Origin of the sequence: Methylobacterium sp. E-066, assembly GCF_022829635.1 — a bacterium.
Classification (GTDB): Bacteria; Pseudomonadota; Alphaproteobacteria; order Rhizobiales; family Beijerinckiaceae; genus Methylobacterium.
Map to the genome: position 1 here is coordinate 1 of NZ_JAKSYO010000171.1, position 26,359 is coordinate 26,359.

Here is a 26,359-nt window from a genome sequence, read left to right on the forward strand (position 1 = left end):
GGGGGGGGGGGGGGGGCGCAGCCTTTCCGGAGTGACTCTTTTTTCATGGTGCACATCGTCCGTCGCGCGTTGAAAGATCGAACACCCCACACCGCAGGATGAGGGCGGAGTTGAGCATATCCGCAGGGTTACAGCGGTCCTCCGTCATTGCGAGCGTGCGGCTATGCGGATGCCCCCACCGCATTTCCCACATCCGGCAACATTTTCACCGCCCACCCGGTGACCCCTCCGGCAAATGATGCTTAGGCGGATCATACCGAGTCGCCGGAGAAGCCGATGAAGCAGATCGAGGCCATCATTGCGTGGACGCCCGCCCGCTGGGTGGAGCTGCGGCCCGAGACGGCCGGGCAGGTGGTGGTGCTGCCGGTGCCCGACACGGACGGCGCGGCGAAGCGCTACATCATGCAGGCGGGCGCGTGTTCGCCGGCGCTGGCCGGCCTGTCGGAGGAGTCCCGAATCGCGCGGCTGTTCATCGACTTCCAGACGATCGTCGTACGCGACGGCATCGACCCGCAGACGGCCCACCGCGCCTTCCTGGCGATCGACGAGTACCGGTTTCGGATCGCGCCGGACACCGAGGGCGCTGCGTTCGAGGATCCGCCCGAGGAGGATTGAGGCCCACCCGATCCGGGGGTGGCTGGCTTCCGGAACGATGCTCTACAGCAGCGTTTCTGATCCGATCTCCTGGACGATGCTGGAGGCACCCGCGATGCGGGAGACGGTCCGACGCCGTAGGGTCATGCCGTCATCGCGACGACCGTTCGAGGGCCGCTGCCCGGTGCATTTTTGGATGGAGGAGAGCGATCGGGATTTCTCGACGGCGCATATCGACCGTAACGGTCCGTGCGAGCTCAAAGCGGCCTTGACGGCAAGAAGGCGGTTCTCAAACCAAGCGTTTTTCGGATCGCTTGATGGTGCTTACTTTGATGGCGCGAGACGTAAGATTGATCATGCGCCGCATTTGGTAGAATTCATTTGCGAACCGGCGATCAAATCAGGCATGAAGATTTTTTATTTAGTTCTGATTTTATATAGCAAACGTACATAATTATGAACTTAGATTTTGGATTGTGGAAAACTTTGCCACGAACGCTAATTTTGTTAAAAAATCTCGGCACAGCCAACGATTGACGAAAATTTTACTTATATATCTAGACTTATGCGGACGTAGATCCTGTTGCGCCGCATCATTTTATGTGAAATCTTCCAGAAATATCTTGGGAACTAGGGTCGAGGTGATCATTCCTAAGCGACGGAGGCAGACATGAAGCAGATCGAGGCCATCATCGTGTGGACGCCGGCCCGTTGGGCAGGCTTGAAACCGGAGACGGCCGGGCAGATCGCCGTGGTGCCGGCGACGGACAATGCCAGTGTGTCGAAGCACTATGTGATGCGGGCGGGTGCGGACCCATCCGGGCTGGCCGCCCTCTCGGAGGAGGGGCGAATCGCGCGGTTGTTCATCGATTTCCAGACGATCGTGACGCGCGACGGCATCGATCCGCAGGCAGCTCACCGTGCGTTTCTTGCCATTGAAGAGTACCGGCTCCACCTTGCGCCGGACACGGAGGGCGCCCAGTTTCGAGATTCGCCCGAAGAGGCGTCGAGCGTCGGGATCGAACGCCAGCGTGCCTGAGATCGGATCCGGCATGAGGCGCTGACTGAAGCACAGACCGCGCGAACCAATGGCGGTCGCGCTGCGCTCTTTTCCAGTTGCAGGCCGGACCGGCAGGACGCACTCCGCCCATAGCGGAGTCCAGACCGGCGCTCGCGCAAGCGTGAGAATAACGAATACACATCCTCTGGATGCCGCCCTATCTCCTGGTTGTGTCCTGACACCGCCGGAGGCCGGCCATGCTCGTATCCCGTCGTGCCGTGCTTGCGGCCGCCGCCCTCGCGCCGCTCGCCGGGCGCCTGTCCTGGGCCGCCGAGCCTCTGATCCGGCGGCCGATCCCCTCCACCGGCGAGATGCTGCCGGCGATCGGCATCGGCACGTCGCGGCGCTACGAAGTCGAGCCCAATCCCGAGGTGGTGGCGCCGCTCAAGGCCGCCGTGCAGAGCTTCGTGTCCCTCGGCGGATCGGTGATCGACACCGCGCCGAGCTACGGCACCGCCGAGGATGTTCTCGGCCTGATCCTGGCCGAGCCGGGGCTGCGCCAGAAGATCTTTCTGGCCAGCAAGGTCGATACCCAAGGCCGCGACGCGACGCTGGCTGAGTTCGAGCGCTCGTTGAAGCGCATGAAGGTCGAAAACCTCGACCTCGTGGCGGTCCACAACCTGATCGATGTGGACGCGAATCTGGCGGTGCTGCGTGACCTGAAGGGGTCCAAGCGGATCCGCTACGTCGGCGTCACGGTCTGGCGGGACGGCCAGCTCGACGCGCTGGAGGCCGTGCTGAAGCGTGAAACGCTCGACTTCATCCAGGTGAATTACGCCATCGACAACCGGGCCGCGGCCGAGCGCGTGCTGCCGCTCGCCGCCGAGAAGGGCGTGGCCGTGATGACCAACGTGCCCTTCGGCCGGGACCGCCTGTTCAAGGCGGTGCAGGGCAAGGAGCTTCCGCCGGTGGCGAAGGATCTCGGCTGCACCAGCTGGCCGCAGGTGTTTTTGAAATACGTGCTCGGCCATCCGGCCGTGACCTGCCCGATCCCCGGCATGGCGAAGGTGGCCTATGTCGAGGACAACCTCGCCGCCGCCCGGGGCCCGCTTCCGGACGCGGCCCAGCGCAAGCAATTGGAGACGTTTATCGATGCGGTCTGATCGCACCACGCGGCGCGCTGCGCTTGCCCTCGCCGCCGGTCTTCTCACGGCTTCCGCGATACCGGCCCTGGCCCAAGAAAATTCCCAAAAAATCCGGATCGGGGTGATCGGGGCCGGGAATATCGGCGGCACGATCGGCACGCTCTGGGTCAAGGACGGTCACGAAGTGATGTTCGCCTCCCGGCATCCCGAGACCCTGGCGCCGATGATCGCGGAGCTCGGGCCGAAGGCCAAGGCCGGGACGCCCGAGGAGGCGATCAAGTTCGGCGAGGCGGTGTTCGTGGCGGTGCCCTACAAGGCCTATCCCGATCTCTCCAAGGATCTCGCGGCCTCGCTCGCCGGCAAGGTCGTGCTCGATGCCGGCAACGCCACGCAGAAGCGCGACGGCGCGCTCTACGACGAGGTCCAGGCGAACGGCATCGGGACGACCTCGGCCAAGTATTTCCCGGGTGCGAAGCTGGTCCGGGCGTTCAACGCAGCCAACTACAAGGTTTTCGCCAAGGCCGGCGCCGATGGCGGCAAGGACCGGCCGGGCGGGCGGATGGCGATCCCGATCGCGGGCGACGATGCAGCGGCCGTGAAGGTGGCCGAAGGCCTGGTCCGCGATGCCGGGTTCGACCCGGTCGTGGTCGGTCCGCTGAAGGATGCCGACAAGTTCGCCATGGGGTCGCCCGGCTTCGGCCACGAGGCGACCGCGCCGGAGCTGCGCGAGAAGCTCGGGTTGGGGAAGTAAGGGGCGCGTGGCTGAGACCTCCGCCGCCCGCGGCCCGCTCGCGCGCCTGATCGACATCCGCCCCGGCGAGGGCCAGGCCCTCGCCTGGTCCTGGGCCTACATCTTCTCGATCCTGGCCGCCTATTACGTGCTGCGCCCGATCCGCGACCAGATGGGCGTGGCCGGGGGCATCGAGAACCTGCCCTGGCTGTTCACCGCGACCCTGGTCGGCATGCTCGCCCTGAACCTGCCCTTCGCCTATCTGGTGAAGCGCATGCCGCGGGCGCGGTTCGTGCCGATCACCTACCGGTTCTTCGCCGCCAACATCCTGGCCTTCGCGCTGACCCTGTACCTGGCCCCGCCGGATTGGGGGATCTGGATCGGGCGGGTGTTCTTCGTCTGGCTGTCGATCTTCAACCTGTTCGTGGTCTCGATCTTCTGGGCCACCATCGTCGACGTGTTCTCGAACGAGCAGGGCAAGCGCCTGTTCGGCTTCATCGCGGCCGGGGCGACCGTGGGGGCCATCACGGGCTCGGCCACCACCGCGATCCTCGCCAAGAACGTGCCGACCTGGGGCCTGATGCTCTGCGCGGTGGTGCTCCTGGAAGCCGCCGTGTTCTGCATGCGCGGGCTCGCCGCCTTGTCGGCCCGGCTCCATGCGGTGCCGGGCAGCGGCGAGACCGCCAACGACGGCCAGGACCGCACCATCGGCGGCAGCGTGCTGGCCGGCGTCACCCGCACCCTGGCCTCGCCCTACCTGCTGAACATCTCACTGTTCCTGCTGCTGTTCTCGGTGACCTCGACCTTCCTGTATTTCGAGCAGGCCGGCATCGCCAAACGCAGCTTCCCGGACCGGGGCGCCCAGACCGCGTTCTTCGCCAGCGTCGACCTGGCCGTAAACGTGCTGACCCTCGGCGTGCAGCTGTTCCTGACCGGACGGATCGTCAAGCGCCTCGGCGTCGGGATCACCCTGGCCCTGCTGCCGGCCTTCAGCGTGCTGGGCTTTGCCGCGCTGGCGGTCTCGCCCACCATCAGCGTGATCGTGGCGTTCCAGGTCCTGCGCCGGGCCGGCAATTTCGCCATCGCCCGCCCGATCCGGGAGGTCCTGTTCACCGTGGTCCCAAGGGAAGACCGCTACAAGGCCAAGAGCTTCATCGACACCGTGGTCTACCGCCTGGGCGATCAGGTCGGGGCGTGGTCGTTCACCGGCATTCAGGGGCTCGGCTTCGGCAGCACCGGCATCGCCGGGGCGGCGGTGCCGCTCTCCGTGGCGTGGCTGCTCAACAGCCTCTGGCTCGGCCGCGCCCAGGACCGGCGTCGAGCTTCGCTGGATGCGGATGCCGCCGCTCCGACAGCGGAACCGCTCGCCTCCCGTTAAGCGACGGTTTACCATGACGCGCGAGATCTCCGGATCGGCTCAGCCGGAGGGACGAGGCGGCATGACACGCGCGGCGCAGCCGGTTCCGGACTCAAACATTCGCGCTCTTGCGCTGCTCGTGCTGCTGGCGGCCATGCCGGGGCCGGCCTTCGCGGAGGAGCCGCTGTTCATCCGCATCCGGCCGACGCCGGAGGGCGACCGCACCGCCCGCGAGGCCCTGTGGGCGCGCCGTCAGGCCCATGCACGCGCGGTGATCGAATCCGTCTGCACCGGCTGCCTCGGCGCCTGGAAACCGGCGGATGCCGCGCCGTCGCCTGCGACCCCTGGCCCCGTGCAGGCCAGGATTGCGGACCTGACGGCACCGTCAGGGCTTGAAACCGACCCCGGCTCCGGGGCATCCGGGCCAGCTTCCGATCCATCGCTTCCCGAGAGGCAACCATGACGCAATCGCATCCGACCAGCGGCGCCGAGCCCGAAGTCGATTGCCCCGTGAGCCTCGAGGTTCTGGGCGAGGTCTACCGGGCCGACGAGTTCGACCTGCCGATGATCCTGGAGCAGATCCAACCGCTGAAGCGCGCCCAGCTCGCCGCCTACCTCTACGGCAAGAGTCACATGCACAAGCTCGGCCTGAAGGTCGCCCGCTCCTGTGACCGGGAGGATTTGATCCGGGTCGCTGGCGAGATCGGCTCGGTGATCCACGGACAGGCGCATCTGAAGCCGACCAAGCCGGCGCCGACCGCCGCGCCGGAGCTGCGTGCCAAGACCCTGCCGGGCCAGAAGAAGGTCAGCCTCGCGGGCGCGCCGGCCAAGCCCGCGATCAGCCTCGGCGGCTCGGCCAAGGTCCGCAACTTCGATTGACCAAGTCGCCGTTGGCGCACGCCTTGCGCAGCGATCCCCAGCCTGAAACGGGCGCATGCGTTGCGTGCGCCCCGGCCTTCGGATAATCGCCCGCGATGAACACCGACCACGACAAGATCCTGATCGTCGATTTCGGCTCTCAGGTGACCCAGCTCATCGCCCGGCGGGTGCGGGAGGAGGGGGTCTATTGCGAGATCGTGCCCTTCACGAAGGCCGAGGCCGCGTTCCGCGAGCAGAAGCCGAAGGGCGTGATCCTCTCCGGCGGCCCCGAATCGGTGACGGTCGAGGCGAGCCCCCGGGCGCCGCAAGCGGTGTTCGATTCGGGCGTACCGGTCTTCGGGATCTGCTACGGCCAGCAGACCATGGCGGCCCAGCTCGGCGGCGCGGTCGAGGGTGGGCATCATGCCGAGTTCGGCCGGGCCGAGGTCGAGATCCTGTCCGATTGCCCGCTGTTCAACGGCGTCTGGCACAAGGGCGAGCGCTACCCGGTCTGGATGAGCCACGGCGACCGGGTCACCAAGCTGCCGGACGGCTTCTCCACGGTGGCGATCTCCAAGAACGCGCCGTTCGCGGCCGTGGCGGACGAGGCCCGCAACTACTACGCGGTGCAGTTCCACCCCGAGGTAGCCCACACCCCGCACGGCGCCCTGCTGATCCGCAACTTCGTGCGCGACATCGCCGGCTGCTCCGGCGACTGGACCATGGGCGCCTACCGCGAGGAGGCGATCGCCAAGATCCGCGAGCAGGTCGGCTCCGAGAAGGTGATCTGCGGCCTGTCGGGCGGCGTCGATTCCGCCGTCGCGGCGGTGCTGATCCACGAGGCGATCGGCGACCAGCTCACCTGCGTGTTCGTCGATCACGGACTGCTGCGCCTCGGCGAGGCCGAGCAGGTCGTGGCGCTGTTCCGGGACCATTACAACATCCCGCTGGTCCACGTGGAAGCGAGCGGGATGTTCTTGTCGGCGCTCGAGGGCGTCAGCGATCCGGAAGTGAAAAGAAAAACCATCGGCCGCCTGTTCATCGATGTGTTCGAGGCGGAGTCGAAAAAAATCGGCGGGGCGGCGTTCCTGGCGCAGGGCACGCTCTACCCGGACGTGATCGAGAGCGTGTCGTTCACCGGCGGCCCATCGGTGACGATCAAGAGCCACCACAATGTCGGCGGCCTGCCCGAGCGCATGAACATGAAGCTCGTGGAGCCGCTGCGCGAGCTGTTCAAGGACGAGGTCCGGGTGCTGGGCAAGGAACTCGGCCTGCCGGACGCCTTCGTCGGCCGCCACCCGTTCCCGGGCCCGGGCCTCGCCATCCGCTGCCCCGGCACGATCACGCCGGAGAAGCTGGAGGCTCTGCGCAAGGCCGACGCGATCTATCTCGACGAGATCCGCCAGGCCGGCCTCTACGACACGATCTGGCAGGCCTTCGCGGTGATCCTGCCGGTAAAGACGGTGGGCGTGATGGGCGACGGCCGCACCTACGACCACGTCTGCGCGCTGCGCGCCGTCACCTCGGTGGACGGCATGACCGCCGATTTCTACCCGTTCGACATGGCCTTCCTGGGCCGGGTCGCGACACGGATCATCAACGAGGTGAAGGGCATCAACCGGGTGACCTACGACATCACCTCGAAGCCGCCCGGCACGATCGAGTGGGAGTGACGGGCGAAATTCGCGAACCGACCAGCAACGTTTCCAGGACGCGCATCAGTAGCGATCACCGTCCCGCATCGATCGCACGCAATCGACAGCGCTCTGGGGTTGGGGCGGCATCGCTGCCGTCAGCGATTGAAGCTGCGCGGCATCAATAGGCTTGCGTGGCCGCGTCAGATCGAGATCGGCACCGACGAGCGGCGACCGTCGAAGAGCCGATCGAAGTCCGCCCTTGCCCGAAATCCCGCCGGCGATCGACGCGATGACAGACGCCCTCAAAGCGGAGGCTTCGGGCGTGTCCTCCGCCAATCGTCTGGCAAGCGACCGTATCAAATCGCGATCGGCATCGCGGCCGACGACCTGGAAACGAGGCACACCGCGTTCGCTTAGGCGCGTGCGATCGTTCTGAACGAGGTCTTTCCGAACCTTGCCCATGGCCGCCTCCAATTTGTTCTCGATCGCTATAATCCCTCCGGCCGGTTGAACAGAGGAAACGCGGCGGCCAGCCCCTTACCGCCCATCCAACAGCAACTCGGCCGCAAGAACCCACATGGTGAGCGCGATCACGCCTTCGAGCACGCGCCACGCGGCCGGCTTCGCGAAGAGGGGTCGGAGGATCGCGGCGCCGTAGCCCAACGAGAAGAAGAACGCCACCGAGGCCGTCATCGCGCCGGCCGCGAAGGCGGGTTCCTGGCCCGGGAAGCGCGTCGAGATCGAGCCGATCAGCAGGAGCGTGTCGAGATAGACGTGGGGGTTGAGCCAAGTCAGCGCGAGACAGGTGGCGAGCGTCCGCCCGAGGCCGGCGGCGGATCCCGGGGCGGGTTGCAGCGCCTCCGTGGCGGCGAGGGCCGAGCGGAGGCTGCGGGCCCCATACCAGATCAGGAACGCCGCACCGGCATACAGCATCGCCGGCCGCAGCCAGGGGGCGAGGACCACGATGCTCCTGAAACTGGTGATGCCCACCAGGATCAGGAGCGCGTCGGAGGCCGCACAGGTGGCACAGACGAGCGCGACATGCTCGCCGCGCAAGCCCTGCCGCAGCACGAACGCGTTCTGCGCGCCGATGGCGAGGATCAAGCCGCCGCTGACGGAGAGACCGGTTAGATAGACTTCGAGCACGCGGTGTCGCTCATCGAAGGTTGAAGGTTCGCGCCGTCATGACTTCGCCGCTCCGTCATTGCGAGCGCAGCGAAGCAACCCAGGGCAGCGCGCGATCGCAGAACGTGGCGCCACACTGGGTTGCTTCGCTTTGCTCGCAATGACGGTGAGGGAAGCTGATCCGTAGGAGCGGAGGCGGCAGCAGAGGCGCCAAGATTTTTAGCAGGCACGCAAAGGCGATTGCGCACCAAGTGTAATACGAAACGCCTTCCGCACGGATTGCTCACGGCGCGCAGAGAACCGGCTCCAGGGCCGCCATGGCCGGCCGGTAGGCCGCGAGGTGCAGGCCGTCGCGCAGGGCGCCGGGCTTGGCGTAGCCGGTCTCGCCGTCCCGGAGCGACGCGAACGGGTCCGCGAAGGTGCAGGTCAGGCGGCCGCACAGGGCGCGCAGACGCTGCGAATAATCCGGCACGGCAGCGGCGTCGAGGAAGCGGCTGCTCTCGCGGCCGATCGGGGGCAGGGCGGTGACGACCAAGCGCGGGCTCACGGCTTGGAGCCGCTTCACGATCGCCTCCACGGTCGCCTCGAACCGCGCGGCGGCCTCGGCCGAGCGCGGAGTATTCTTCAGCAGGATGTCGTTGGTCCCGATCGTCAGAGCGGCCGCTTTCGGCCTGTGCCGGAACGTCAGGCCGGAGAGGTGATCGAGATAGGCGGCGGCGGTGGCGCCGCTGAAGCCGCCGTTGACGAAGTCCAAGCCACACGGCCGCTGGCCCCCGGGCTGCAACTCCACCTGGGAATCGCCGCCCCAGAACACGTACTCGGGCGGCGCCTCGTCGAGGCTGACCTGGACGGCGATGCCGCGCATCACCGCGTAGGCGCGCGCATCGGCGGCGGGCCTGTGAAGGGACCAGCCCGCGAGCCCTCCGAGCGCCAGCAGGGCCGGAACGGCGAGGACCGCGAAGAGCCGCCGCCTCACGGCTCGGCGCCGGCGCGATCGATTCGCGCCTCGGGACGCGAATCGATCGACGCGTAATAGGGTTTGATGTCGAGGAGGGGCGTGCCGTCGAGGCAATCGAGGCCCCGCACCCGCAGGGTGTCAGCCGCGCGCTCGATCAGCTCGACCACCGAGAGGGCGATCGGATTCGGGCGGGCGGGGGAACGCAGCGCGAAGGTGCCGCGCGGCCCATCGGCGTGGCGCGGCTGCTGCACCACGAGGCCGCGGGTCGCCTGGTCCATCCAGTAGAGCAGGATCAGATGCGTACAGCCCGTGATGGTGCGCAGGCCGGGCAGGTAAGCCGCGTCGACTTCGACCGTGCAGATCGCATCGGTCTGCAGGCCGTTCTTCGGGCAGTCCCGGCGCGTCTGCCACGGCGTGCGCAGCCGGCCGATGAAGTGGAGGCCGGCGTCGAAATCGGCCGGCAGGGCTGCCATCTCCTCGCCGGGACGAATCCCGAACTCGTCCGCGCTCAAGGAACCTCCGCGCCCTCGCATCCCGCGCCGGTTCTCGGGCAAGAGCCGTCCGGCCGCAAGCCCGCACCTCGCGCGGGCCACCGGGCCGGTGTAGAGCCGGGCCCGGGACGGGAGGCTTCATGATCGAGCGGGAATTGCGGCCGATGCAGGCCGTCGCGGATGCGGGAAGCGCAGTCGACCGGCTGGTCGAGCTCTACGACGGCGCGGCCGGCGCCCTGCGGCAGGCGCTGGAGCGCTACCTCGCGGGCGGCCCGCCGCCGGACGCCACCGAGCGCCTCGCCTTCCGCTATCCCGAATTGCGGATCAGCTACCGCGCCGCCGGGCCGCTGCCGCGGGTGCGCCGCGCCACCGCCAAGCTCCAGGCCGCCGGGACCTACGCCACCACGGTGACGCACCCGGTCTTCTTCCGCGATTATCTCACCCGGCAATTGCAGCCGCTGATCGACGATTACGGCATCCAGATCGAGGTCGGCCTGAGCGCGCAGGAGATCCCCTATCCCTACGTGCTGGAGGCGGGGCTCGATGCCGGTGGGCGGGCCGTCGACGGCGCGGAACTCGCCACCTACTTCCCGGTCCCGCTCCTGTCGCTGGTGGGCGACGAGATCGCCGACGGCACCTTCGACCTCGTCGACGGCGAGCCGCTGCCGCTGGCCCTGTTCGACGCGGTGCGGGTCGATTACTCCCTGCGCCGCCTGGTCCACTACACCGGCTGCGACTGGCGCGATGTCCAGCCCTGGATCCTGCTGACCAACTATCACCGCTACGTCGACCAGTTCGTTCGCCACGGGTTGGAGCGGCTGGCTTCCGGGGAGGAAGGCTTCGAGCGGCTGGTCCTGCCCGGCGGCCTGTCGGTGAGCCGGGCGGAGGCCGCCACGGCCGATCCCGCCGCGGTGATCGCCGCCTCGCCCTGGCACCGCCACCAGATGCCGGCCTATCACCTCGTCGCCCGGGGCGCCGACGGGACCATGCAGGGCACGACCCTGGTCAATATCGGCGTCGGCCCCTCGAACGCGAAGACGATCACCGACCATCTCGCCGTCCTGCGCCCGGATTGCTGGCTGATGGTCGGCCATTGCGGCGGCCTGCGCCAGTCGCAGACCATCGGCGACTACGTGCTCGCCCACGCCTATCTGCGCCGGGACCGGATCCTCGATGAGCTGGTGCCGCCGGACGTGCCGGTGCCGGCGCTGGCCGAGGTGCAGGTCGCCCTTCAGAGCGCTGCCGCCTTGGTGACCGGCGAACAGGCTGAGGCGCTCAAGCGCCGCCTGCGCACCGGCACGGTCGTCACCTACGACGACCGCAACTGGGAATTGCGGTTCAGCCAGGAGCGGCGGCGGATCAACCAGTCGCGCGCCATCGCGGTCGACATGGAGAGCGGCACCGTGGCGGCCCAGGGCTTCCGCCTGCGCGTGCCCTACGGCGCGCTGCTCTGCGTCTCCGACAAGCCGCTCCACGGCGAGATCAAGCTGCCCGGCGCCGCCAATGCCTTCTATGACCGGGCGGTCTCCGAGCACCTGCGGGTCGGGCTGGCGGCCCTCGACGCGCTCCGCGCCGACCGGCACGGGCTGCATTCGCGCAAGCTGCGCAGCTTCGACGAGCCGCCGTTCCGATAAAGCGCGTTCACCTGCGAATACGGCCGAGCTTTCGCCGCCTTCGGTGCTGAACTGCCAAGCAGCGACGGACTGACACGCCATCATCAATCGTCGAACGTGGATACGTTGGATCTATGGGACGTTGAAAAGTCATACTCCTCTCAAGGATTGGACTTTTCGATGAAGCGCTTTGCTCTCGCATCGACTGCACTCTTGGCGGCTTTCGCCTTCGTTCCCGCGAGCGCCGACGCCCGCGGGTTCGGCGGCGGCGGTGGCTTTCACGGCGGCGGCGGTTTCCATGGCGGCGGCTTCGGCGGCGGTGGGTTCCGGGGCGGTGGACTCGGTGGTGGCGGACTTGGCGGTGGCGGACTTGGCGGTGGCGGTTTCCGCGGCGCCGGCCTGGGTGGCGGAGGATTCCGTGGCGCGGGTGTCGGCGCACCGGGGATCGCTGGCGGCCGGGGCTTCGGCGGCGGCGGCTTCCAGCGCGGCGGCTCCGTCTATGGCGGGCGCGGCGTGATCGGAAACCGTGGCTACGCGACTCGCGGCTATTACGGGCGTGGCTATGGCGGCGGCTACGGTCGCGGCCTGGGTTACGGCCTGGCGGGCGTCGGCCTCGGGTTGGGTGTCGGCTACGGCCTGAGCGGGTTCGGCTCCGGCTACGACGATAGCTGCGCCGGCGGTTACGGCTACGGCTATGATCCGGCCTATTGCGGCACCTACGGCTACGGCTACTGAGCGGCGCACCGTCCAAAACGGCATCTCGACGGAACAGCCCGGCCGGCAACGGCCGGGCTTTTTCTCGTCCAGTTCAGACTTCCGGCCTCGTCAGCCTTCGTCCCACGCGAAGGCTGCGTCGCGCACTCCCGAATTGCGAACCGTTCCAAACCGGCCCATGCCCGCGCCAGGACGCGGCGTGGGAGGGTCGGATGAGCGGGGAGGCAATTGTTCCGGCGACAGCCGCCCTGCTGGTCCTGTGCATGGGCCTCTGGGCGACGGCCCTGCTGCCGGAGATCGTGACGGCGCTCGCCTTCTTCGGGCTGGCGATGCTGCTGCGTCTGGGCAACCCAGCGACGGTCTTTTCCGGCTTCTCGGCCTCGGCCTTCTGGCTGGTCCTGTCCGGCATGGTGGTGGGCCAGGGCATGACCCGGACCGGCCTCGGCGCCCGCATGGCCCGGGCGCTGGCCACGCGCCTGTCGGATTCCTACGCCCATTTCATCGCCGGCCTCGTGGCCTTGAGCTTCCTCATCGCCTTCGTGATGCCGTCGAACCTGGGCCGGATCGCTCTGATGATCCCGGTGACACTGGCGCTCTGCGACGGCTTCGGCCTCGCGCGCGGCCGTCCGGGACGAACCGGCGCGGTCCTGGCGGTGGGCGTGGCGACCCCGATCCTGTCCGCGGCGATCCTGCCGGCCAACGTGCCGAACCTGGTCATGGCCGGCTCGGCCGAGCAGGTGCTCGGCCTGCACCTCTCCTACCTGTCCTATTTCGTCCTGCACGCACCGGTTCTGGCCCTGGTGAAGGGCGTGATGCTGGTGGCGCTGATCGTGCGCCTGTTCCCCGACAGTCTGAGCCCCGACGCGCAGGTGCTGCCGACCCTGCCGCCGGTCTCGGCCGCGGAGCGGCGCCTCGCGGTGATCCTGGCCTGCACCCTGGCCCTGTGGATGACCGACAGCCTGCACGGCCTCGCCCCGGCCTGGGTCGGTCTCGCCGCCGCCGTGATCTGCCTGTTGCCGTGGGTCGGCGTGCTGCCTTCGGAAGCGTTCCAGCAGGTGAACCTGCGGACCTGCTTCTACATCGCGGCGCTGCTCGGCCTCGTGGCCCTGGTCAACGAGACCGGGCTCGGGGCGCGGCTCGGCCATGGGCTGCTCGCGGTGGCGCCGCTCACGCCCGACGCGCCGACCCAGAACTTCGCGGTGCTCACCGGGATCAGCACACTCCTGACGCTGCTGGTCACCGCCAACGGCGCACCGGCTTTGTACACGGCGCTCGCGGGCGAGATGACGAATGCCAGCGGCCTCTCGCCCCTGGCCGTCGTCTCGATCCAGGTGATCGGCTATTCGACCTTGTTCTTCCCCTACCAGGCCCCGCCGATCGTGTTCGCCAGCGAGCTCGGCGGCGTGCGCCTGCGGGACGCGACGCGACTCACCCTGGCCTTCGGCCTGGCCTCGCTCGTGATCGCGGCGCCCCTCGATTACGCCTGGTGGCGCCTGCTGGGCCAACTCAAGTGACAGATCCGCCGCGCTATCAACACGCGCCCCACTGTGCGGCGCAGCATGACACATTGCGGCTTGCGCCCGCAGGCACTAGCGCTACCACCAGATTAGAGACGGTCCAGTTCGCAGCTGCGAGGCTTCAACCCAATGGCACCCACCGCCCGCCCGACCGTGGCACAGCCGCTTTCACCGCATCTCCAGATCTATCGCCTGACCTGGACGATGGCGATGTCGGTGTTTCACCGTCTTACCGGCATCGCGCTCTACGGAGGCACTGCCTTGGTGGCGATCTGGCTCGTGGCGCTTGCTTCGGGACCGGTCGCCTATTCCTACGTCGCGTGGTTCTTCGGCTCGCTGGTCGGCCGGCTGATCTTGTTCGCCTACACCTGGGTGCTGATGCACCACATGCTCGGCGGCCTGCGCCATCTGGTATGGGATACCGGTGTCGGGTTCGACCGGGAAAAGCGCCTGAGCATGGCGCGCATGACCCTGATCGGGTCCATCGCGCTCACCATCGTCATCTGGGCGGTCGCCCTTCTGGTCCGCTGAGGGGAGGCCGGCATGGCTAAGGAAGAGATCCGCCAGGACACCCGCGTCTCGATCCGCACCCCGCGCGCCCGCGTCCGCGGCCTCGGCGTCGCCCATCACGGCGCTAGCCACTGGTGGCAGCAGCGGGTGACCGCGGCGGCGAACGTCGTCCTGATGCTGGCCTTCGTGGTGATCGTCGCCAGCATGGCCGGCCGGGGCTACGTCGAAGCGACGCACCTGATCGCCAAGCCCCTGGTCTCGATCATCCTGATCCTGGCGCTGCTGTCGGTGACGATCCACATGCGGATCGGCATGCAGGTGGTCATCGAGGATTACGTGCACGGCCAGGGCACGAAGATCGCCGCGGTGTTCGCCAACAACGCCTACGCGGTCCTGGTGGCCGTGGCCTGCCTCTACGCGGTCCTGCGCATCGGCTTCGGACAGCCGGCCTGAACCCCGCCATCACGCATTTCGAGGAGCCGATCATGGCCGCCAACGGCACCAACGGCAGCGGGCCTGCCTACACCATCCACGACCACGCCTTCGACGTCGTGATCGTCGGCGCCGGCGGCGCGGGCCTGCGCGCCACGGTCGGCTGCTCTGAGGCCGGCCTGCGCACCGCCTGCATCACCAAGGTGTTCCCGACCCGCTCGCACACTGTGGCGGCGCAGGGCGGCATCTCGGCCTCGCTGGGCAATATGGGCCCGGACGATTGGCGCTGGCACATGTACGACACCGTGAAGGGGTCGGACTGGCTCGGCGACCAGGACGCGATCGAGTACCTCGTCCGCAACGCGCCCGCCGCCGTGTACGAACTGGAACACTGGGGCGTGCCCTTTTCCAGGACGGAAGAGGGAAAAATCTACCAGCGTCCGTTCGGCGGCATGACCACCGATTACGGCAAGGGCACCGCCCAGCGGACCTGCGCGGCGGCCGACCGCACCGGCCACGCCATGCTGCACACCCTCTACGGACAGGCGGTGAAGAACCAGACCGACTTCTTCATCGAGTACTTCGCCCTCGACCTGATCATGGACGAGGACGGCCGCTGCCGCGGCGTCATCGCCCTCGACCAGGCCACCGGCGAGATCCACCGGTTCCGCGCCCAGCAGACCATCCTGGCCACCGGCGGCTACGGCCGCGCCTATTTCTCGGCGACCTCGGCCCATACCTGCACGGGTGACGGCAACGCCATGGTGCTGCGTGCCGGGCTGCCGCTCCAGGACATGGAGTTCGTGCAGTTCCACCCGACCGGCATCTACGGCGCGGGCTGCCTGATCACCGAAGGCTCGCGGGGCGAGGGCGGCTACCTGACCAACTCCGAGGGCGAGCGCTTCATGGAGCGCTACGCCCCCTCGGCCAAGGATCTCGCCTCGCGTGACGTGGTCTCGCGCTCCATGACCATGGAGATCCGCGACGGCCGCGGCGTCGGTAAGAACAAGGACCACATCTACCTGCACCTCGACCACCTCGACCCGAAGATCCTGCACGAGCGCCTGCCCGGTATCTCGGAATCCGCAAAGATCTTCGCGGGCGTCGACGTGACCAAGGAGCCGATCCCGGTCATCCCGACCGTGCACTACAACATGGGCGGCATCCCCACGAACTATCACGGCGAGGTGCTGACCCTGCGCGACGGCAATCCCGACACGGTGGTGCCGGGCCTGATGGCGATCGGCGAGGCAGCCTGCGTCTCGGTCCACGGCGCCAACCGCCTCGGCTCAAACTCGCTGATCGACCTCGTGGTGTTCGGCCGCGCCGCCGGCAAGCGTTGCGCCGAGATCGTCGAGCCGAACGGCCGGGCCCAGGAACTGCCCAAGGGCGCCACCGACAAGGCGCTCGAGCGCCTCGACCGCTTCCGCAACGCCAACGGCTCGACGCCGACCGCAGAGCTGCGCGCCGAGATGCAGAAGACGATGCAGAACAACTGCGCCGTGTTCCGCACCGGCGAGGTGCTGGAAGAGGGCAAGGGCCTGATCCACAAGGTCTGGAACGCCGCCGCCGACGTGAAGATCACCGACCGGTCGCTGGTCTGGAATACCGACCTCCTGGAGACCCTGGAGTTCGATAACCTGATCGGCCAGGCGGTGGTGACGATGGAATCGGCCGCCAACCGTAAGGAATCCCGCGGCGCTCACGCCCGCGAAGATTTTCCGGACCGCAACGACAAGGAGTGGATGAAGCACACCCTCTCCTGGCTCGACGAGGGCCGGCACCAAGTCAACATCGATTACCGGCCGGTGCACACCTACACGATGTCGAATGAGATCCAGTACATCGAGCCGAAGGCGCGGGTGTACTGATTTCAGCAGCCGAAATGCACGTGTCGGCCTTCGGCACGTGCGTTCTTCCCGGACCGATCGCCGGTCGTACCGAGATGAGAGGAGGTCTGTCGTGACGCGTACCTTCCAGGGGTTTCCCCGGATCTCGGTGAATCCCGCCGTCATGCAGGGCAAGCCGTGCATCCGCGGCATGCGGGTGACCGTTGGGATGATCCTCGGCGAGCTCGGGGGCGGGACGACGATCGACGAGTTGCTGGCAGGCTATCCTTACCTTGAACGTGAAGACATTCTCGAAGCCCTCCGCTTCGGTGCTTCGCTCGCCGGCTTCAGGGATGTCGCCCTGGTTGCCGCGGAATGAAACTCGTCGTCGACATGAACCTGTCGATGGCTTGGATCGACGGATTGGCGGGCCAGGGGCACGACGCCGCGCATTGGAGCACGATCGGCCTCCAGAATGCGGCCGACGACGTGATCATGGAATGGGCGCGGGTGAATCAGGCGATCGTGCTCACGCGTGATCTCGATTTCGGTGCCGCGCTGACGCGCCAAGCGCTGATCGCTCCGAGCGTGATCCAGCTCCGGTGCGGGCGTGTCGAGCTTGTGCGTCACCTGCCCCTCGTGGGGCGCGTGCTGACGGAGCACCGAAGCCCGTTGGAAACGGGCGCCATCGTCACGATCGAGGAGGAGCGCGTTCGCGTCCGCATCCTCGACGCCAATCCCCTTATCTGACCGATATTGCCGGACATAAACGCAATGGCTCAGTTCAACTTACCCAAAAACTCCCAGATCACCCCGGGTCGCACCTGGGCGCCGCCGCCCGGCGCCAAGAACCTGCAGACCTTCAAGATCTACCGCTGGAATCCGGATGACGGGGCCAATCCGCGGATCGACACCTATCAGGTCGATCGCGACGATTGCGGGCCGATGGTGCTCGACGCGCTCTTGTGGATCAAGAACAAGGTCGACTCGACCCTGGTCTTCCGCCGCTCCTGCCGCGAGGGCATCTGCGGTTCCTGCGCCATGAACATCGAGGGGCAGAACGCGCTCGCCTGCACGATGGGCATCGACGAGTGCAAGAGCCCGGACAACGCCCTGCCGATCCTCACCCGCAAGGACAAGGACGGCGCGGTCCGGATCTACCCGCTGCCGCACATGCCGGTGCTGAAGGATCTGGTCCCGGACCTGACCAACTTCTACGCCCAGCACGCCGCGATCGAGCCCTGGCTCCAGACCGAGACGCCGGCCCCCGAGAAGGAGTGGCGCCAGACCCCCGAGGACCGGTCGAAGCTCGACGGCCTGTACGAGTGCATCCTGTGCGCGTGCTGCAGCACGTCGTGCCCGAGCTACTGGTGGAACGGCGACAAGTTCCTCGGCCCGGCGGCCCTGCTCCAGGCCTATCGCTGGCTGATCGATTCGCGGGACGAGAATACCGGCGACCGGCTCGACTCTCTGCACGATCCGTTCCGGCTCTACCGCTGCCACACGATCATGAACTGCGCCAACACCTGCCCGAAGAACTTGAACCCGGCCAAGGCGATCGCCGAGATCAAGAAGATGATGGTCGAGCGGGTGGTCTGACCGCGGGGCGGTGAGGCGCCCCGGCCACACCGGGGCGAAAAGGCCGCTCCTCCGCAGCGGAGTCTGCGGCGGCCGGGTCAGCCGCCTTGCGGTCAGCGCATTTGGCACCGAGTCAGGGGCGAAGCGTCATTGCGCGCTATCCCAAGCCTGATCCGAAGTGGTCCGATGCTGCGCCCGAGCCTGCCGACCTTCGCTGCCCTCTGCCTGAGCGCCACCCTGGGCGCCTGTGCCACGACTCGTCTGGAAAGCCCGCGGGGCCGGGCGCCCTCGCAGGCCTCCCTCGATGCGGTCCAAGCGGTCCCGTCGGGGACCGTGACCGCGGCGCCGCTCGCGCCGCCGCCCGGCGCGACCGCGAGCCCCGACGCGCCGCCGCCGCCCGGCGCCCAGGCCAACGCGGCGCCCAATACCCCGACGGTCATCGCCGAGCCGGTGGCGCCGCCCGCGCCGCCGCCGCCGGTGGTCACGAGCGGCCGCGCCTCGGTGGTCGGCAGCTGGGACGCCAAGGACGCCACCGGCGCGAGCTGCAAGGTTACCCTGTCGAGCGCGCCGGCCCTCGACCTGTACAAGGCCTCGGCCTCCGGCTGCCCCAACAAGGACCTCGCCCGGGTCTCCGCCTGGGATTTCCGCGATGGCGAGGTCTATCTCTACCAGCCCGGCGGCACGGTGGCGGCGCGTCTGCGCCAGGGCGGCGGCTCGCTGGACGGCGCGCTGACCAAGTCGGGCGCCACGCTCGCCCTGGTACGCTGACCGCGTCGAATCCGGCCGGGTCGCCGGCTTCGCGACGAGAGGCGCATCCTGAATAAGGTATCTTTTCGGCGACGCCGGCGCCGCGACGACCGCGCGCGCTTGGCGGGCGGCGGCCCATGCTTACATGTGGGCTTTCCGTAACGGTGCGCCCCCAAAGACATGGTTTTGAATTGGCTTGAGCGCCGGGTCGATCCGTTCGCGCCCTTCGACGAGACGCGCACCCCGCCGCGGACGGTCCTGGGTTTCGCCTGGTTCTACCTGCACCCGATCCGCGCCGCCCTGGTGGCTCTGTTCGTCATCGCGGTGATCGCCGGGACCGTCGAGGCCTCGCTCTACCTGGTGATGCGCTGGTTCATCGACCTGCTCGCCACGGCCGACCGGGCCACCGTCCTGTCCGACCACGCGGTCGGGTTGGGCTTGGTGCTGCTGCTGGTCGGGGTGGTGCGGCCGATCACGATCTGGCTGCACGAACTGCTGTCCAACCAGCTGATCGTGCCGCAATCGACCAGCCAGATTCGCTGGCGGGCGCATCTCTACACCCTCGGGCACGCACTCTCGTACTTCCAGGGCGACTTCTCCGGTCGCCTCGCCAACCGGGTCGTGCAGGTCGGCCCCGCGGTGCGGGAACTGGCGGTCGTGTTCATCGACACCCTGCTCTACGTGGCGATCTACGCGGTGACCGCAGTCGGCCTGTTCGGCTCGATCTCCCCCTGGCTCGCCCTGCCGGTGCTGATCTGGATCGGCGCCTATGCCGCCCTGACGACCTGGTTCGTGCCCCGAGCCCGTGCCCGCTCGCACAAGACCGCCGACACCCGCTCGGTGCTGATCGGCCGCATCGTCGACAGCTACACCAATATCCTGACCGTCAAGCTGTTCGCACGGGACCGCGAGGAGCGGGCGACGGTGCGCGACGCGGTCGAGGTCCACACGGATGCCTACCTGTACCAGTTCCGGCTGGTGACGCTGACGACCAGCCTTCTTGGGATCCTCAACAGCACGCTGCTGATCGCGACCGGCGCCGCCTGCCTGATCCTCTGGCGGAGCGGCGGGATGACCACCGGTGAAGCCTCGGCCGGCCTCGCCCTGATCCTGCGGCTTCTCGCCATGTCAGGCTGGGTGATGCAGACCGTCCGCGGCGTGTTCGAGAATGTCGGCGTGATCCAGGAGAGCATGCAGACCATGGCGCGCCCACATGCGCTGGTCGATACGCCGGACGCCCGCGAGTTGGTCGTGGCCGGCGGCGAGATCCGGTTCGAGAATGTCGGCTTCCATTACGGCCGTGGCGACGCCACCGTGATCGAGGACTTCACCCTGACGATCCGCCCCGGCGAGAAGGTCGGGCTGGTCGGGATCAGCGGCGCGGGCAAGTCCACCCTCGCGAGCCTGTTGCTGCGTCTCTACGAGGTCGAGAGCGGCCGCATTCTGGTGGACGGCCAGGACATCGCCACGGTGACCCAGCAATCGCTGCGCGAGGCGATCGCCATGGTCAGCCAGGACACCTCCCTGCTGCATCGCTCGATCCGCGAGAATATCGGCTACGGCCGCCCCAATGCCACGCAGGTGCAGATCGAGCGCGCCGCCCGGCTGGCGCATGCGGACGGGTTCATCGCCGACCTCGTCGACCACAAGGGCCGCCGGGGCTACGACGCGCAGGTCGGCGAGCGCGGGGTCAAGCTGTCCGGCGGCCAGCGCCAGCGCATCGCCATCGCCCGGGTGATGCTCAAGGACGCGCCGATCCTGATTCTCGACGAGGCGACCTCGGCCCTCGACAGTCAGGTCGAGGCGGCGATCCAGGAATCGCTCGACACGCTGATGGCCGGCAAGACCGTGGTGGCGATCGCCCACCGGTTGTCGACCATCGCGGCCCTGGACCGCCTGGTGGTGATCGACCGCGGCCGAATCGTCGAGGAGGGCACCCACGCCGAACTCGTCGCCCGGGGCGGCGTCTATGCCGGCCTGTGGGCGCGTCAGTCGGGCGGTTTCCTGGATGACGGCACCACCCGCCTCGACACCACCGCGGCATAGCGGAGCAGCCGAGGCGACATCCGGCAACATATGACAACGATCGTGACCTAACCGCGTCACCGTGGCTGATCCGGCAGCTTGACTTGGGGGTGGCAGACGGTCTCTTTGCTCAGATTAGAACGATAATGCTTTGATCGCGGCCTGGCCGGAACATCAGGGCAGGGCGCCTGCGGCCCTCACGTCAACGCACGGAGTTCCGAATCTTGGCGACCACCACCGCTCCCGCCAGCCGGGATAGCAGCTCTCACGAGGGCAGCCGTCGCGACTTCCTGTTCCTCGCCACGGGCGCCGGCCTCGCGGTCGGCGCGGCCTCCGTGGTCTGGCCGCTGATCTCGTCGATGGCGCCCGACGCCGAGACGATCGCGGCCGGCGCGCCGATCGACGTCGACCTGACGCCGATCCAGGACGGCCAGATCGTCAACGTGTTCTGGCGCGGCAAGCTGATCTTCGTGCGCAAGCTGACGGCCAAGGAGGTGACCGACATGCAGGCGGTCCCGCTCTCGGCGATGATCGATCCGGCGGCCTTCCCGACCCGGGTCAAGAACGGCCACGATCAGTGGCTGATCGTGTACGGCAACTGCACGCATCTCGGCTGCGTGCCGATCGGCCACCAGGGCAACTTCGAGGGCTGGGCCTGCCCCTGCCACGGCTCGCAGTTCGACGCGGTCGGGCGCGTCCGCCACGGGCCGGCGCCGATCAACCTGCCGATCCCGCCCTACGCCTTCGAGACGGACACCAAGATCCGGATCGGCGAGGGCGGCAAGGAAGCGGCGTGAGAGGGACGCGGACATGAGCGGAACTGCCAGCACCTACGTCCCGAAGAGCCGCGTCGCCAAGTGGTTCGAGGCCCGGCTGCCGATCGCCGGCCTCGTGCACTCGTCCTTCATCGCCTACCCGGTCCCCCGGAACCTCAATTATTTCTGGACCTTCGGGGCGATCCTGGCGGCCTTCCTGGGGATCCAGATCATCACCGGCGTCTGGCTGGCGATGCATTACGAGCCGTCGGCGACGGGCGCGTTCAATTCCGTCGAAAAGATCATGCGCGACGTGAATTACGGTTGGCTGCTGCGCTACGCGCACGCCAACGGCGCGTCGATGTTCTTCGTGGCCGTCTACGTCCACATGTTCCGGGCGCTGTATTACGGGTCCTACAAGGCCCCGCGCGAGGTGCTCTACATCCTCGGCGTCATCATCTACCTGCTGATGATGGCGACCGCCTTCTTGGGCTACACGCTGCCCTGGGGCCAGATGAGCTTCTGGGGCGCCACCGTCATCACCAACATCCTGGCGGCGATCCCGGTGGTGGGCGACACCATCCAGACCCTGCTCTGGGGCGGCTACTCGGTCGGCAACCCGACCGTGAATCGGTTCTTCTCGCTGCACTACCTGCTGCCCTGGATGATCGCCGGCGTTGTCGTGCTCCACGTCTGGGCGCTGCACGTCACCGGCCAGAACAACCCGGCCGGCATCCCGATCAAGTCGGGCAAGGACGCGGTCCCGTTCACCCCCTACGCCACCGTAAAGGACGTGTTCGCCACCTGCGTGTTCATGATCCTGTTCTCGTGGTTCCTGTTCTACCAGCCGAACTATCTCGGCCACGCCGACAACTACATCGCCGCCAATCCCGCGGTGACGCCGGCGCATATCGTGCCGGAATGGTACTTCCTGCCGTTCTACGCGATCCTGCGCGCGGTCCCGAGCAAGCTCGGCGGCGTGATCCTGATGTTCTCGGCGGTGATCATCCTGGCCTTCGCGCCGTGGCTGGATTGGTCGCGGGTGCGCTCGTGCAACTACCGGCCGATCTACCGGCAGTTCTTCTGGGTGTTCATCGGCGCGACCTTCCTGCTGGGCTGGCTGGGATCCCAGCCGCCCGAGGGGGGCTACGTCCTCGCGTCGCAGATCTGCACCGCCTATTACTTCGCCCACTTCCTGCTCGTCATGCCGCTCTGCGGCCTGTTCGAGACGCCGAAGGCGCTTCCGGCCTCGATCCTGGAAAGCGTGACCGGGCCAGGCAAGCAGGTGAGCGGCTCCGGCATGCCGGCGGGCGCCGCCGCCGCTCCGACGACGAAGGGCTGACGGCAGGACCATGATGATGCGTCGCGTCCTCTCGACCACCGCCGCCTTCGCGGTCGCGGCCCTGCTGACCGGGGCTGCACCGGCCTCCGCCCAGGAGGGGCATGGCGGCCCGATCCCGGGCCGGGTCAACTGGAGCTTCGCCGGCACGTTCGGCCGGTTCGACACTGCGCAGCTCCAGCGCGGCTTCCAGGTCTACAAGGAAGTCTGCTCCGCCTGCCACTCGATGAAGCTGGTCGCCTTCCGCAATCTCGCCCAGGATGGCGGCCCGGATTTCTCGGCCGCGCAGGTCAAGGCCCTGGCTGCGACCTACCAGGTCAAGGACGGCCCGAACGATTCCGGCGAGATGTTCGACCGGCCCGGCCGCCCGGCCGACACGTTCCCGCCGCCCTTCCCGAACGACCAAGCCGCGGCGGCCGCCAATGGCGGTAAGGCGCCCCCGGATTTCTCGGTGATCGCCAAGGCGCGGACCTTCTCCCGCGGCTCGCTGTACTTCCTGACCGACTGGCTGCCACTCATCGGCTATTCGGAGCAGGGGCCCGACTACATCCACGCGCTGCTCAACGGCTACGAGGAGGCGCCGAAGGACTTTTCGGTGCCCGATGGCGGCCATTACAACAAGTACTATCCCGGCCACATCATCGCGATGCCGCCGCCGATCACCGACGGGCAGGTCACCTACGCCAAGACTGACGCCGGCCAGCCCGTGGTCCCCGAGACCGTGGACCAGTACGGCAAGGACGTCGCGGCCTTCCTGATGTGGGCGGCCGAGCCGCACATGATGGACCGCAAGGCCCTGGGTTTCCGGGTGATCCTGTTCCTGATCATCCTGTCGGGGCTGCTCTACTACGTGAAGAAGAAAGTCTGGGCCGATGTCGGCGGCGAGGTCCACGGCCTTCAGCCGGAGCTGCACAAGACGTTCTGAGCCGGCATTGCATCGACATTGCCAGATGGGCCTCCTGCGGGGGGCCCATCTTTTTTGGGCTGGGGCCGCGTGCTACCGCTCGGCGAACGCGGCTGTCGGCCTCTCGGCGACACCGATCCCATCCGCCCCCCTCATCCTGAGGTGCTGCGCAGCAGCCTCGAAGGAGGGTTCCAGGGATCGCTCCGCGTGATGGAGACCTCCTTCGAGGCCTCCGCTTCGCTCCGGCACCTCAGGATGAGGTGGCGGCTAGGATGAAGCTTACAAAAGGGAAACCGGCATGACGGCAGCGGTGCTCGGGGTGATGGGCGGGTCCGGCGTCTACGATCTGCCGGGGCTCGAGGACGTGCGCGAGGAGCGCGTCGCCTCGCCCTGGGGGGAGCCCTCGGATGCCCTGCGCATCGGGCGGATCGGCGACACCAAGGTCGTGTTCCTGGCTCGCCACGGACGCGGCCATCGCCTGTCGCCGTCGGGCATCAACTACCGCGCGAATATCGACGCGCTGAAGCGGGCCGGCGTCACCGATCTCGTCGCGCTCTCCGCCTGCGGGTCGTTCCGCGAGGAGCTGCCGCCGGGCCTGTTCGTGCTGGTCGACCAGTTCGTCGACCGCACGCACGGCCGCGCCTCCTCGTTCTTCGGCGATGGCTGCGTCGCCCACGTCTCGCTCGCCCACCCGGTCGGCCCGGGGCTGCAGGCGCGGATCGCCAACGCCGCCCAGGCGGAGGGCGTCGCGGTCCATCGCGGCGGCACCTATGTCTGCATGGACGGGCCGCAATTCTCCTCGCTCGCCGAGTCCCGGGCCTACAAGGCGCAAGGGTTCGACGTGATCGGCATGACCAACATGCCCGAGGCCAAGCTCGCCCGCGAGGCCGAGATCACCTACGCCACCATCGCGATGGTGACCGACTACGATTGCTGGCACCCCGGCCACGACGCCGTGGACGTCGCCGCGGTGATCGCGGTGGCCCGGACCAATGCCGACACGGCAGCCCGGCTGGTGGCGCGGCTCGCCCGCGACTTCCCGGCCGAGCGCGAGCCCTGCCCAGCGGGCTCGCACCGGGCGCTCGACGGCGCGATCATGACCGCGCCGACCGCCCGCGATCCGGCGCTGCTCGCCAAGCTCGACGCGGTGGCCGGGCGGGTGCTTCACGCGTAAAGCGCCGCCCTGCGCAGCGCGGGGCACTGCCCTGCACCCCGCCAAAGGGCTGCAGCCCTTCGGGAACCCATGTTTTGCGCCCGTCCCAACGACGATCCTTGCGATCGCCGAAGAACAGGCACTAGAAGGCCCTCGGGGCTCCAGCCGCCCCGCCACAAAGTCCGAAAAAATGCGCAGCGCCTCCATCAGCCGGAAGACCGCCGAGACCGATATCGCGGTCAGCGTCGGCCTCGACGGGACCGGGCAGTCGAAGATCGCCACCGGGATCGGCTTCCTCGACCACATGCTCGACCTGTTCGCCCGGCACGGCCTGTTCGACCTAGAGGTCAAGGTCGACGGCGATCTGCATATCGATCAGCACCATTCCGCCGAGGATTGCGGCATCGCGCTGGGCCAGGCCTTCGCCAAGGCGCTCGGCGACAAGCGCGGGGTGACCCGCTACGCCGATATCCACCTGCCGATGGACGAGGCGCTGACCCGGGTCTGCGTCGACATCTCGGGCCGGCCGTTCCTGGTGTTCCACACCACCTTCCGGGTGGAGAAGATCGGGCAGTTCGACACCGAGCTGGTGCGCGAGTGGTTCCAGGCCTTCGCGATGAATGCCGGGCTGACGCTGCACGTCGAGACCCTGTACGGCGACAACGCCCACCACATCGCCGAGAGCTGCTTCAAGGGGCTGGCCCGCGCCTTGCGGAAGGCGGTGGCGATCGACCCGCGCGAGGAGGGCCGCGTTCCCTCCACGAAGGGCTCCCTGTAAGACCGTCGTTTCGTCGCGCTTTTTAAGACGGTCGGTCCCACCGTCGCCGAGCGCTCTCACCGGGAGTCCCGCGATGCGGATGCGCAGCTACACGCTCCACCTGCCGGCCGATGCGCGGCCGGGCGAGTCCATCGGCCTGGACCGGGCCGTACTCGTGCGGGACGGCTTCTCTTGGTCGGCCTTCGCGTTCAGCGTGCTGTGGTTCCTGTTCCATCGCCTCTGGATCGCAGCGCTGATCGTGTTCGTGGGTCTCATGGCGCTGGCAGGCGTCGGTCATCTGCTCGGGCTGCCGCCCGGGATCGCCACGATCGTCACCCTGCTGGCCTCCTGGCTGATCGGCCTCGAAGCGTCGAGCCTGCGCCGCTGGACGCTCGCCCGCCGGGGCTGGCCGACCCGGGATGCGGTGATCGCCGCCACACCCGAAGAAGCCGAAGCACGCGCCATCGGCCGCTGGCTCGACGCCACCGCGGCGGCGCCCCGCGCGCCGTTCCCGGCCGGCCCGGCCCGGCGCACCGAACCGGTGATCGGCCTGTTCCCAGCCCAGGAAGTCGCCCGGTGACGCTTTTTCTA

Annotated in this window: 29 protein-coding genes and 2 pseudogenes; 26 read left to right on the plus strand and 5 right to left on the minus strand. The window is 68.0% G+C overall.

Going from position 1 to position 26,359, the window contains the following annotated elements:
• The first annotated feature begins 276 nt into the window (after positions 1–276).
• The 9 genes from MKL20_RS23445 (at position 277) to guaA (ending at position 7,357) form a co-directional block, all read left to right on the plus strand.
• Positions 277–615 carry a hypothetical protein gene (locus tag MKL20_RS23445; protein ID WP_244038681.1) on the plus strand — a complete coding sequence of 113 codons (339 nt, stop codon included), beginning with the start codon at positions 277–279 and terminating at the stop codon, positions 613–615.
• Positions 616–652: 37 nt separating this feature from the next.
• Positions 653–1,048 carry a hypothetical protein gene (locus MKL20_RS23450; protein ID WP_244038682.1) on the plus strand — a complete coding sequence of 132 codons (396 nt, stop codon included), beginning with the start codon at positions 653–655 and terminating at the stop codon, positions 1,046–1,048.
• Positions 1,049–1,264: 216 nt separating this feature from the next.
• Positions 1,265–1,633, plus strand: coding sequence for a hypothetical protein (locus MKL20_RS23455; RefSeq protein WP_244038683.1), 369 nt, complete (start codon positions 1,265–1,267; stop codon positions 1,631–1,633).
• A gap of 218 nt (positions 1,634–1,851) precedes the next feature.
• The gene (locus MKL20_RS23460) at positions 1,852–2,757 is read left to right on the plus strand and encodes an aldo/keto reductase (protein ID WP_244038684.1); all 906 of its coding nucleotides are present in this window, start codon (positions 1,852–1,854) and stop codon (positions 2,755–2,757) included.
• Complete coding sequence (locus MKL20_RS23465; RefSeq protein WP_244038685.1) at positions 2,747–3,490, plus strand: NADPH-dependent F420 reductase; 744 nt, start codon at positions 2,747–2,749, stop codon at positions 3,488–3,490. The genes MKL20_RS23460 and MKL20_RS23465 overlap by 11 nt, the downstream gene beginning before the upstream one ends.
• 7 nt (positions 3,491–3,497) lie before the next feature.
• The gene (locus MKL20_RS23470; RefSeq protein ID WP_244038686.1) at positions 3,498–4,847 is read left to right on the plus strand and encodes an NTP/NDP exchange transporter; all 1,350 of its coding nucleotides are present in this window, start codon (positions 3,498–3,500) and stop codon (positions 4,845–4,847) included.
• Between the two features lie 13 nt (positions 4,848–4,860).
• Complete coding sequence (locus MKL20_RS23475; protein ID WP_244038687.1) at positions 4,861–5,289, plus strand: hypothetical protein; 429 nt, start codon at positions 4,861–4,863, stop codon at positions 5,287–5,289.
• Positions 5,286–5,705: a hypothetical protein gene (locus tag MKL20_RS23480; RefSeq protein ID WP_244038688.1), complete on the plus strand. Its 420-nt coding sequence runs from the start codon at positions 5,286–5,288 to the stop codon at positions 5,703–5,705. The genes MKL20_RS23475 and MKL20_RS23480 overlap by 4 nt, the downstream gene beginning before the upstream one ends.
• Positions 5,706–5,800: 95 nt before the next feature.
• A complete protein-coding gene (gene guaA, locus MKL20_RS23485) occupies positions 5,801–7,357 on the plus strand; it encodes a glutamine-hydrolyzing GMP synthase (RefSeq protein WP_244038689.1) in 1,557 nt (518 codons plus the stop codon).
• A 45-nt stretch (positions 7,358–7,402) separates the two neighbouring features.
• Here guaA and MKL20_RS23490 read toward each other — a convergent pair.
• The 5 genes and pseudogenes from MKL20_RS23490 to tsaA form a co-directional block, all read right to left on the minus strand.
• Positions 7,403–7,522 (minus strand): annotated as a pseudogene (locus tag MKL20_RS23490) (type II toxin-antitoxin system prevent-host-death family antitoxin); the annotation flags it as partial.
• Positions 7,508–7,783, minus strand: a pseudogene (locus MKL20_RS23495) (hypothetical protein); the annotation flags it as partial. The pseudogenes MKL20_RS23495 and MKL20_RS23490, both read right to left, overlap by 15 nt.
• A gap of 75 nt (positions 7,784–7,858) precedes the next feature.
• Complete coding sequence (locus MKL20_RS23500; RefSeq protein ID WP_243964019.1) at positions 7,859–8,467, minus strand: LysE/ArgO family amino acid transporter; 609 nt, start codon at positions 8,465–8,467, stop codon at positions 7,859–7,861.
• A 262-nt stretch (positions 8,468–8,729) separates the two neighbouring features.
• Complete coding sequence (locus tag MKL20_RS23505; RefSeq protein ID WP_244038690.1) at positions 8,730–9,422, minus strand: SGNH/GDSL hydrolase family protein; 693 nt, start codon at positions 9,420–9,422, stop codon at positions 8,730–8,732.
• Entirely contained in the window at positions 9,419–9,877 is a 459-nt protein-coding gene (gene tsaA, locus MKL20_RS23510; RefSeq protein ID WP_244038718.1) for a tRNA (N6-threonylcarbamoyladenosine(37)-N6)-methyltransferase TrmO, read from the minus strand. Before tsaA ends, MKL20_RS23505 begins: the two co-directional genes overlap by 4 nt.
• Positions 9,878–10,035: 158 nt before the next feature.
• Here tsaA and MKL20_RS23515 point away from each other — a divergent pair, with 158 nt between their 5' ends.
• The 17 genes from MKL20_RS23515 (at position 10,036) to MKL20_RS23595 (ending at position 26,348) form a co-directional block, all read left to right on the plus strand.
• Positions 10,036–11,529, plus strand: a complete 1,494-nt coding sequence (locus tag MKL20_RS23515) for an AMP nucleosidase (protein WP_244038691.1) — start codon at positions 10,036–10,038, stop codon at positions 11,527–11,529.
• Between the two features lie 159 nt (positions 11,530–11,688).
• Positions 11,689–12,243 (plus strand): hypothetical protein, encoded by a 555-nt coding sequence (locus tag MKL20_RS23520; protein WP_244038692.1) that lies wholly within the window; start codon positions 11,689–11,691, stop codon positions 12,241–12,243.
• Positions 12,244–12,434: 191 nt separating this feature from the next.
• Complete coding sequence (locus MKL20_RS23525) at positions 12,435–13,736, plus strand: SLC13 family permease (RefSeq protein WP_244038693.1); 1,302 nt, start codon at positions 12,435–12,437, stop codon at positions 13,734–13,736.
• A 132-nt stretch (positions 13,737–13,868) separates the two neighbouring features.
• Complete coding sequence (gene sdhC / locus MKL20_RS23530) at positions 13,869–14,270, plus strand: succinate dehydrogenase, cytochrome b556 subunit (protein WP_244038694.1); 402 nt, start codon at positions 13,869–13,871, stop codon at positions 14,268–14,270.
• Between the two features lie 12 nt (positions 14,271–14,282).
• Positions 14,283–14,702, plus strand: a complete 420-nt coding sequence (sdhD, locus tag MKL20_RS23535) for a succinate dehydrogenase, hydrophobic membrane anchor protein (RefSeq protein WP_244038695.1) — start codon at positions 14,283–14,285, stop codon at positions 14,700–14,702.
• 32 nt (positions 14,703–14,734) lie between these two features.
• Positions 14,735–16,552 (plus strand): succinate dehydrogenase flavoprotein subunit, encoded by a 1,818-nt coding sequence (gene sdhA, locus MKL20_RS23540; protein WP_243963979.1) that lies wholly within the window; start codon positions 14,735–14,737, stop codon positions 16,550–16,552.
• 91 nt (positions 16,553–16,643) lie between these two features.
• Positions 16,644–16,889 (plus strand): DUF433 domain-containing protein, encoded by a 246-nt coding sequence (locus MKL20_RS23545; protein WP_244038696.1) that lies wholly within the window; start codon positions 16,644–16,646, stop codon positions 16,887–16,889.
• Positions 16,886–17,260 carry a DUF5615 family PIN-like protein gene (locus MKL20_RS23550; RefSeq protein WP_244038697.1) on the plus strand — a complete coding sequence of 125 codons (375 nt, stop codon included), beginning with the start codon at positions 16,886–16,888 and terminating at the stop codon, positions 17,258–17,260. Before MKL20_RS23545 ends, MKL20_RS23550 begins: the two co-directional genes overlap by 4 nt.
• Before the next feature lie 24 nt (positions 17,261–17,284).
• The gene (locus tag MKL20_RS23555; protein WP_244038698.1) at positions 17,285–18,109 is read left to right on the plus strand and encodes a succinate dehydrogenase iron-sulfur subunit; all 825 of its coding nucleotides are present in this window, start codon (positions 17,285–17,287) and stop codon (positions 18,107–18,109) included.
• Positions 18,110–18,274: 165 nt separating this feature from the next.
• The gene (locus MKL20_RS23560) at positions 18,275–18,856 is read left to right on the plus strand and encodes an AprI/Inh family metalloprotease inhibitor (protein WP_243963952.1); all 582 of its coding nucleotides are present in this window, start codon (positions 18,275–18,277) and stop codon (positions 18,854–18,856) included.
• Between the two features lie 159 nt (positions 18,857–19,015).
• A complete protein-coding gene (locus MKL20_RS23565) occupies positions 19,016–20,881 on the plus strand; it encodes an ABC transporter ATP-binding protein (RefSeq protein ID WP_244038699.1) in 1,866 nt (621 codons plus the stop codon).
• A gap of 203 nt (positions 20,882–21,084) precedes the next feature.
• The gene (petA, locus tag MKL20_RS23570; protein ID WP_243963932.1) at positions 21,085–21,657 is read left to right on the plus strand and encodes a ubiquinol-cytochrome c reductase iron-sulfur subunit; all 573 of its coding nucleotides are present in this window, start codon (positions 21,085–21,087) and stop codon (positions 21,655–21,657) included.
• A gap of 13 nt (positions 21,658–21,670) precedes the next feature.
• The gene (locus MKL20_RS23575) at positions 21,671–22,957 is read left to right on the plus strand and encodes a cytochrome b (protein ID WP_243963922.1); all 1,287 of its coding nucleotides are present in this window, start codon (positions 21,671–21,673) and stop codon (positions 22,955–22,957) included.
• Between the two features lie 13 nt (positions 22,958–22,970).
• Positions 22,971–23,879 (plus strand): cytochrome c1, encoded by a 909-nt coding sequence (locus tag MKL20_RS23580; RefSeq protein WP_243964153.1) that lies wholly within the window; start codon positions 22,971–22,973, stop codon positions 23,877–23,879.
• 277 nt (positions 23,880–24,156) lie between these two features.
• Entirely contained in the window at positions 24,157–25,032 is an 876-nt protein-coding gene (locus MKL20_RS23585) for an S-methyl-5'-thioadenosine phosphorylase (protein WP_244038700.1), read from the plus strand.
• 169 nt (positions 25,033–25,201) lie between these two features.
• Positions 25,202–25,789 carry an imidazoleglycerol-phosphate dehydratase HisB gene (gene hisB, locus MKL20_RS23590; protein ID WP_244038701.1) on the plus strand — a complete coding sequence of 196 codons (588 nt, stop codon included), beginning with the start codon at positions 25,202–25,204 and terminating at the stop codon, positions 25,787–25,789.
• A 73-nt stretch (positions 25,790–25,862) separates the two neighbouring features.
• Positions 25,863–26,348, plus strand: a complete 486-nt coding sequence (locus MKL20_RS23595) for a DUF2628 domain-containing protein (RefSeq protein ID WP_244038702.1) — start codon at positions 25,863–25,865, stop codon at positions 26,346–26,348.
• Positions 26,349–26,359 lie beyond the last annotated feature (11 nt).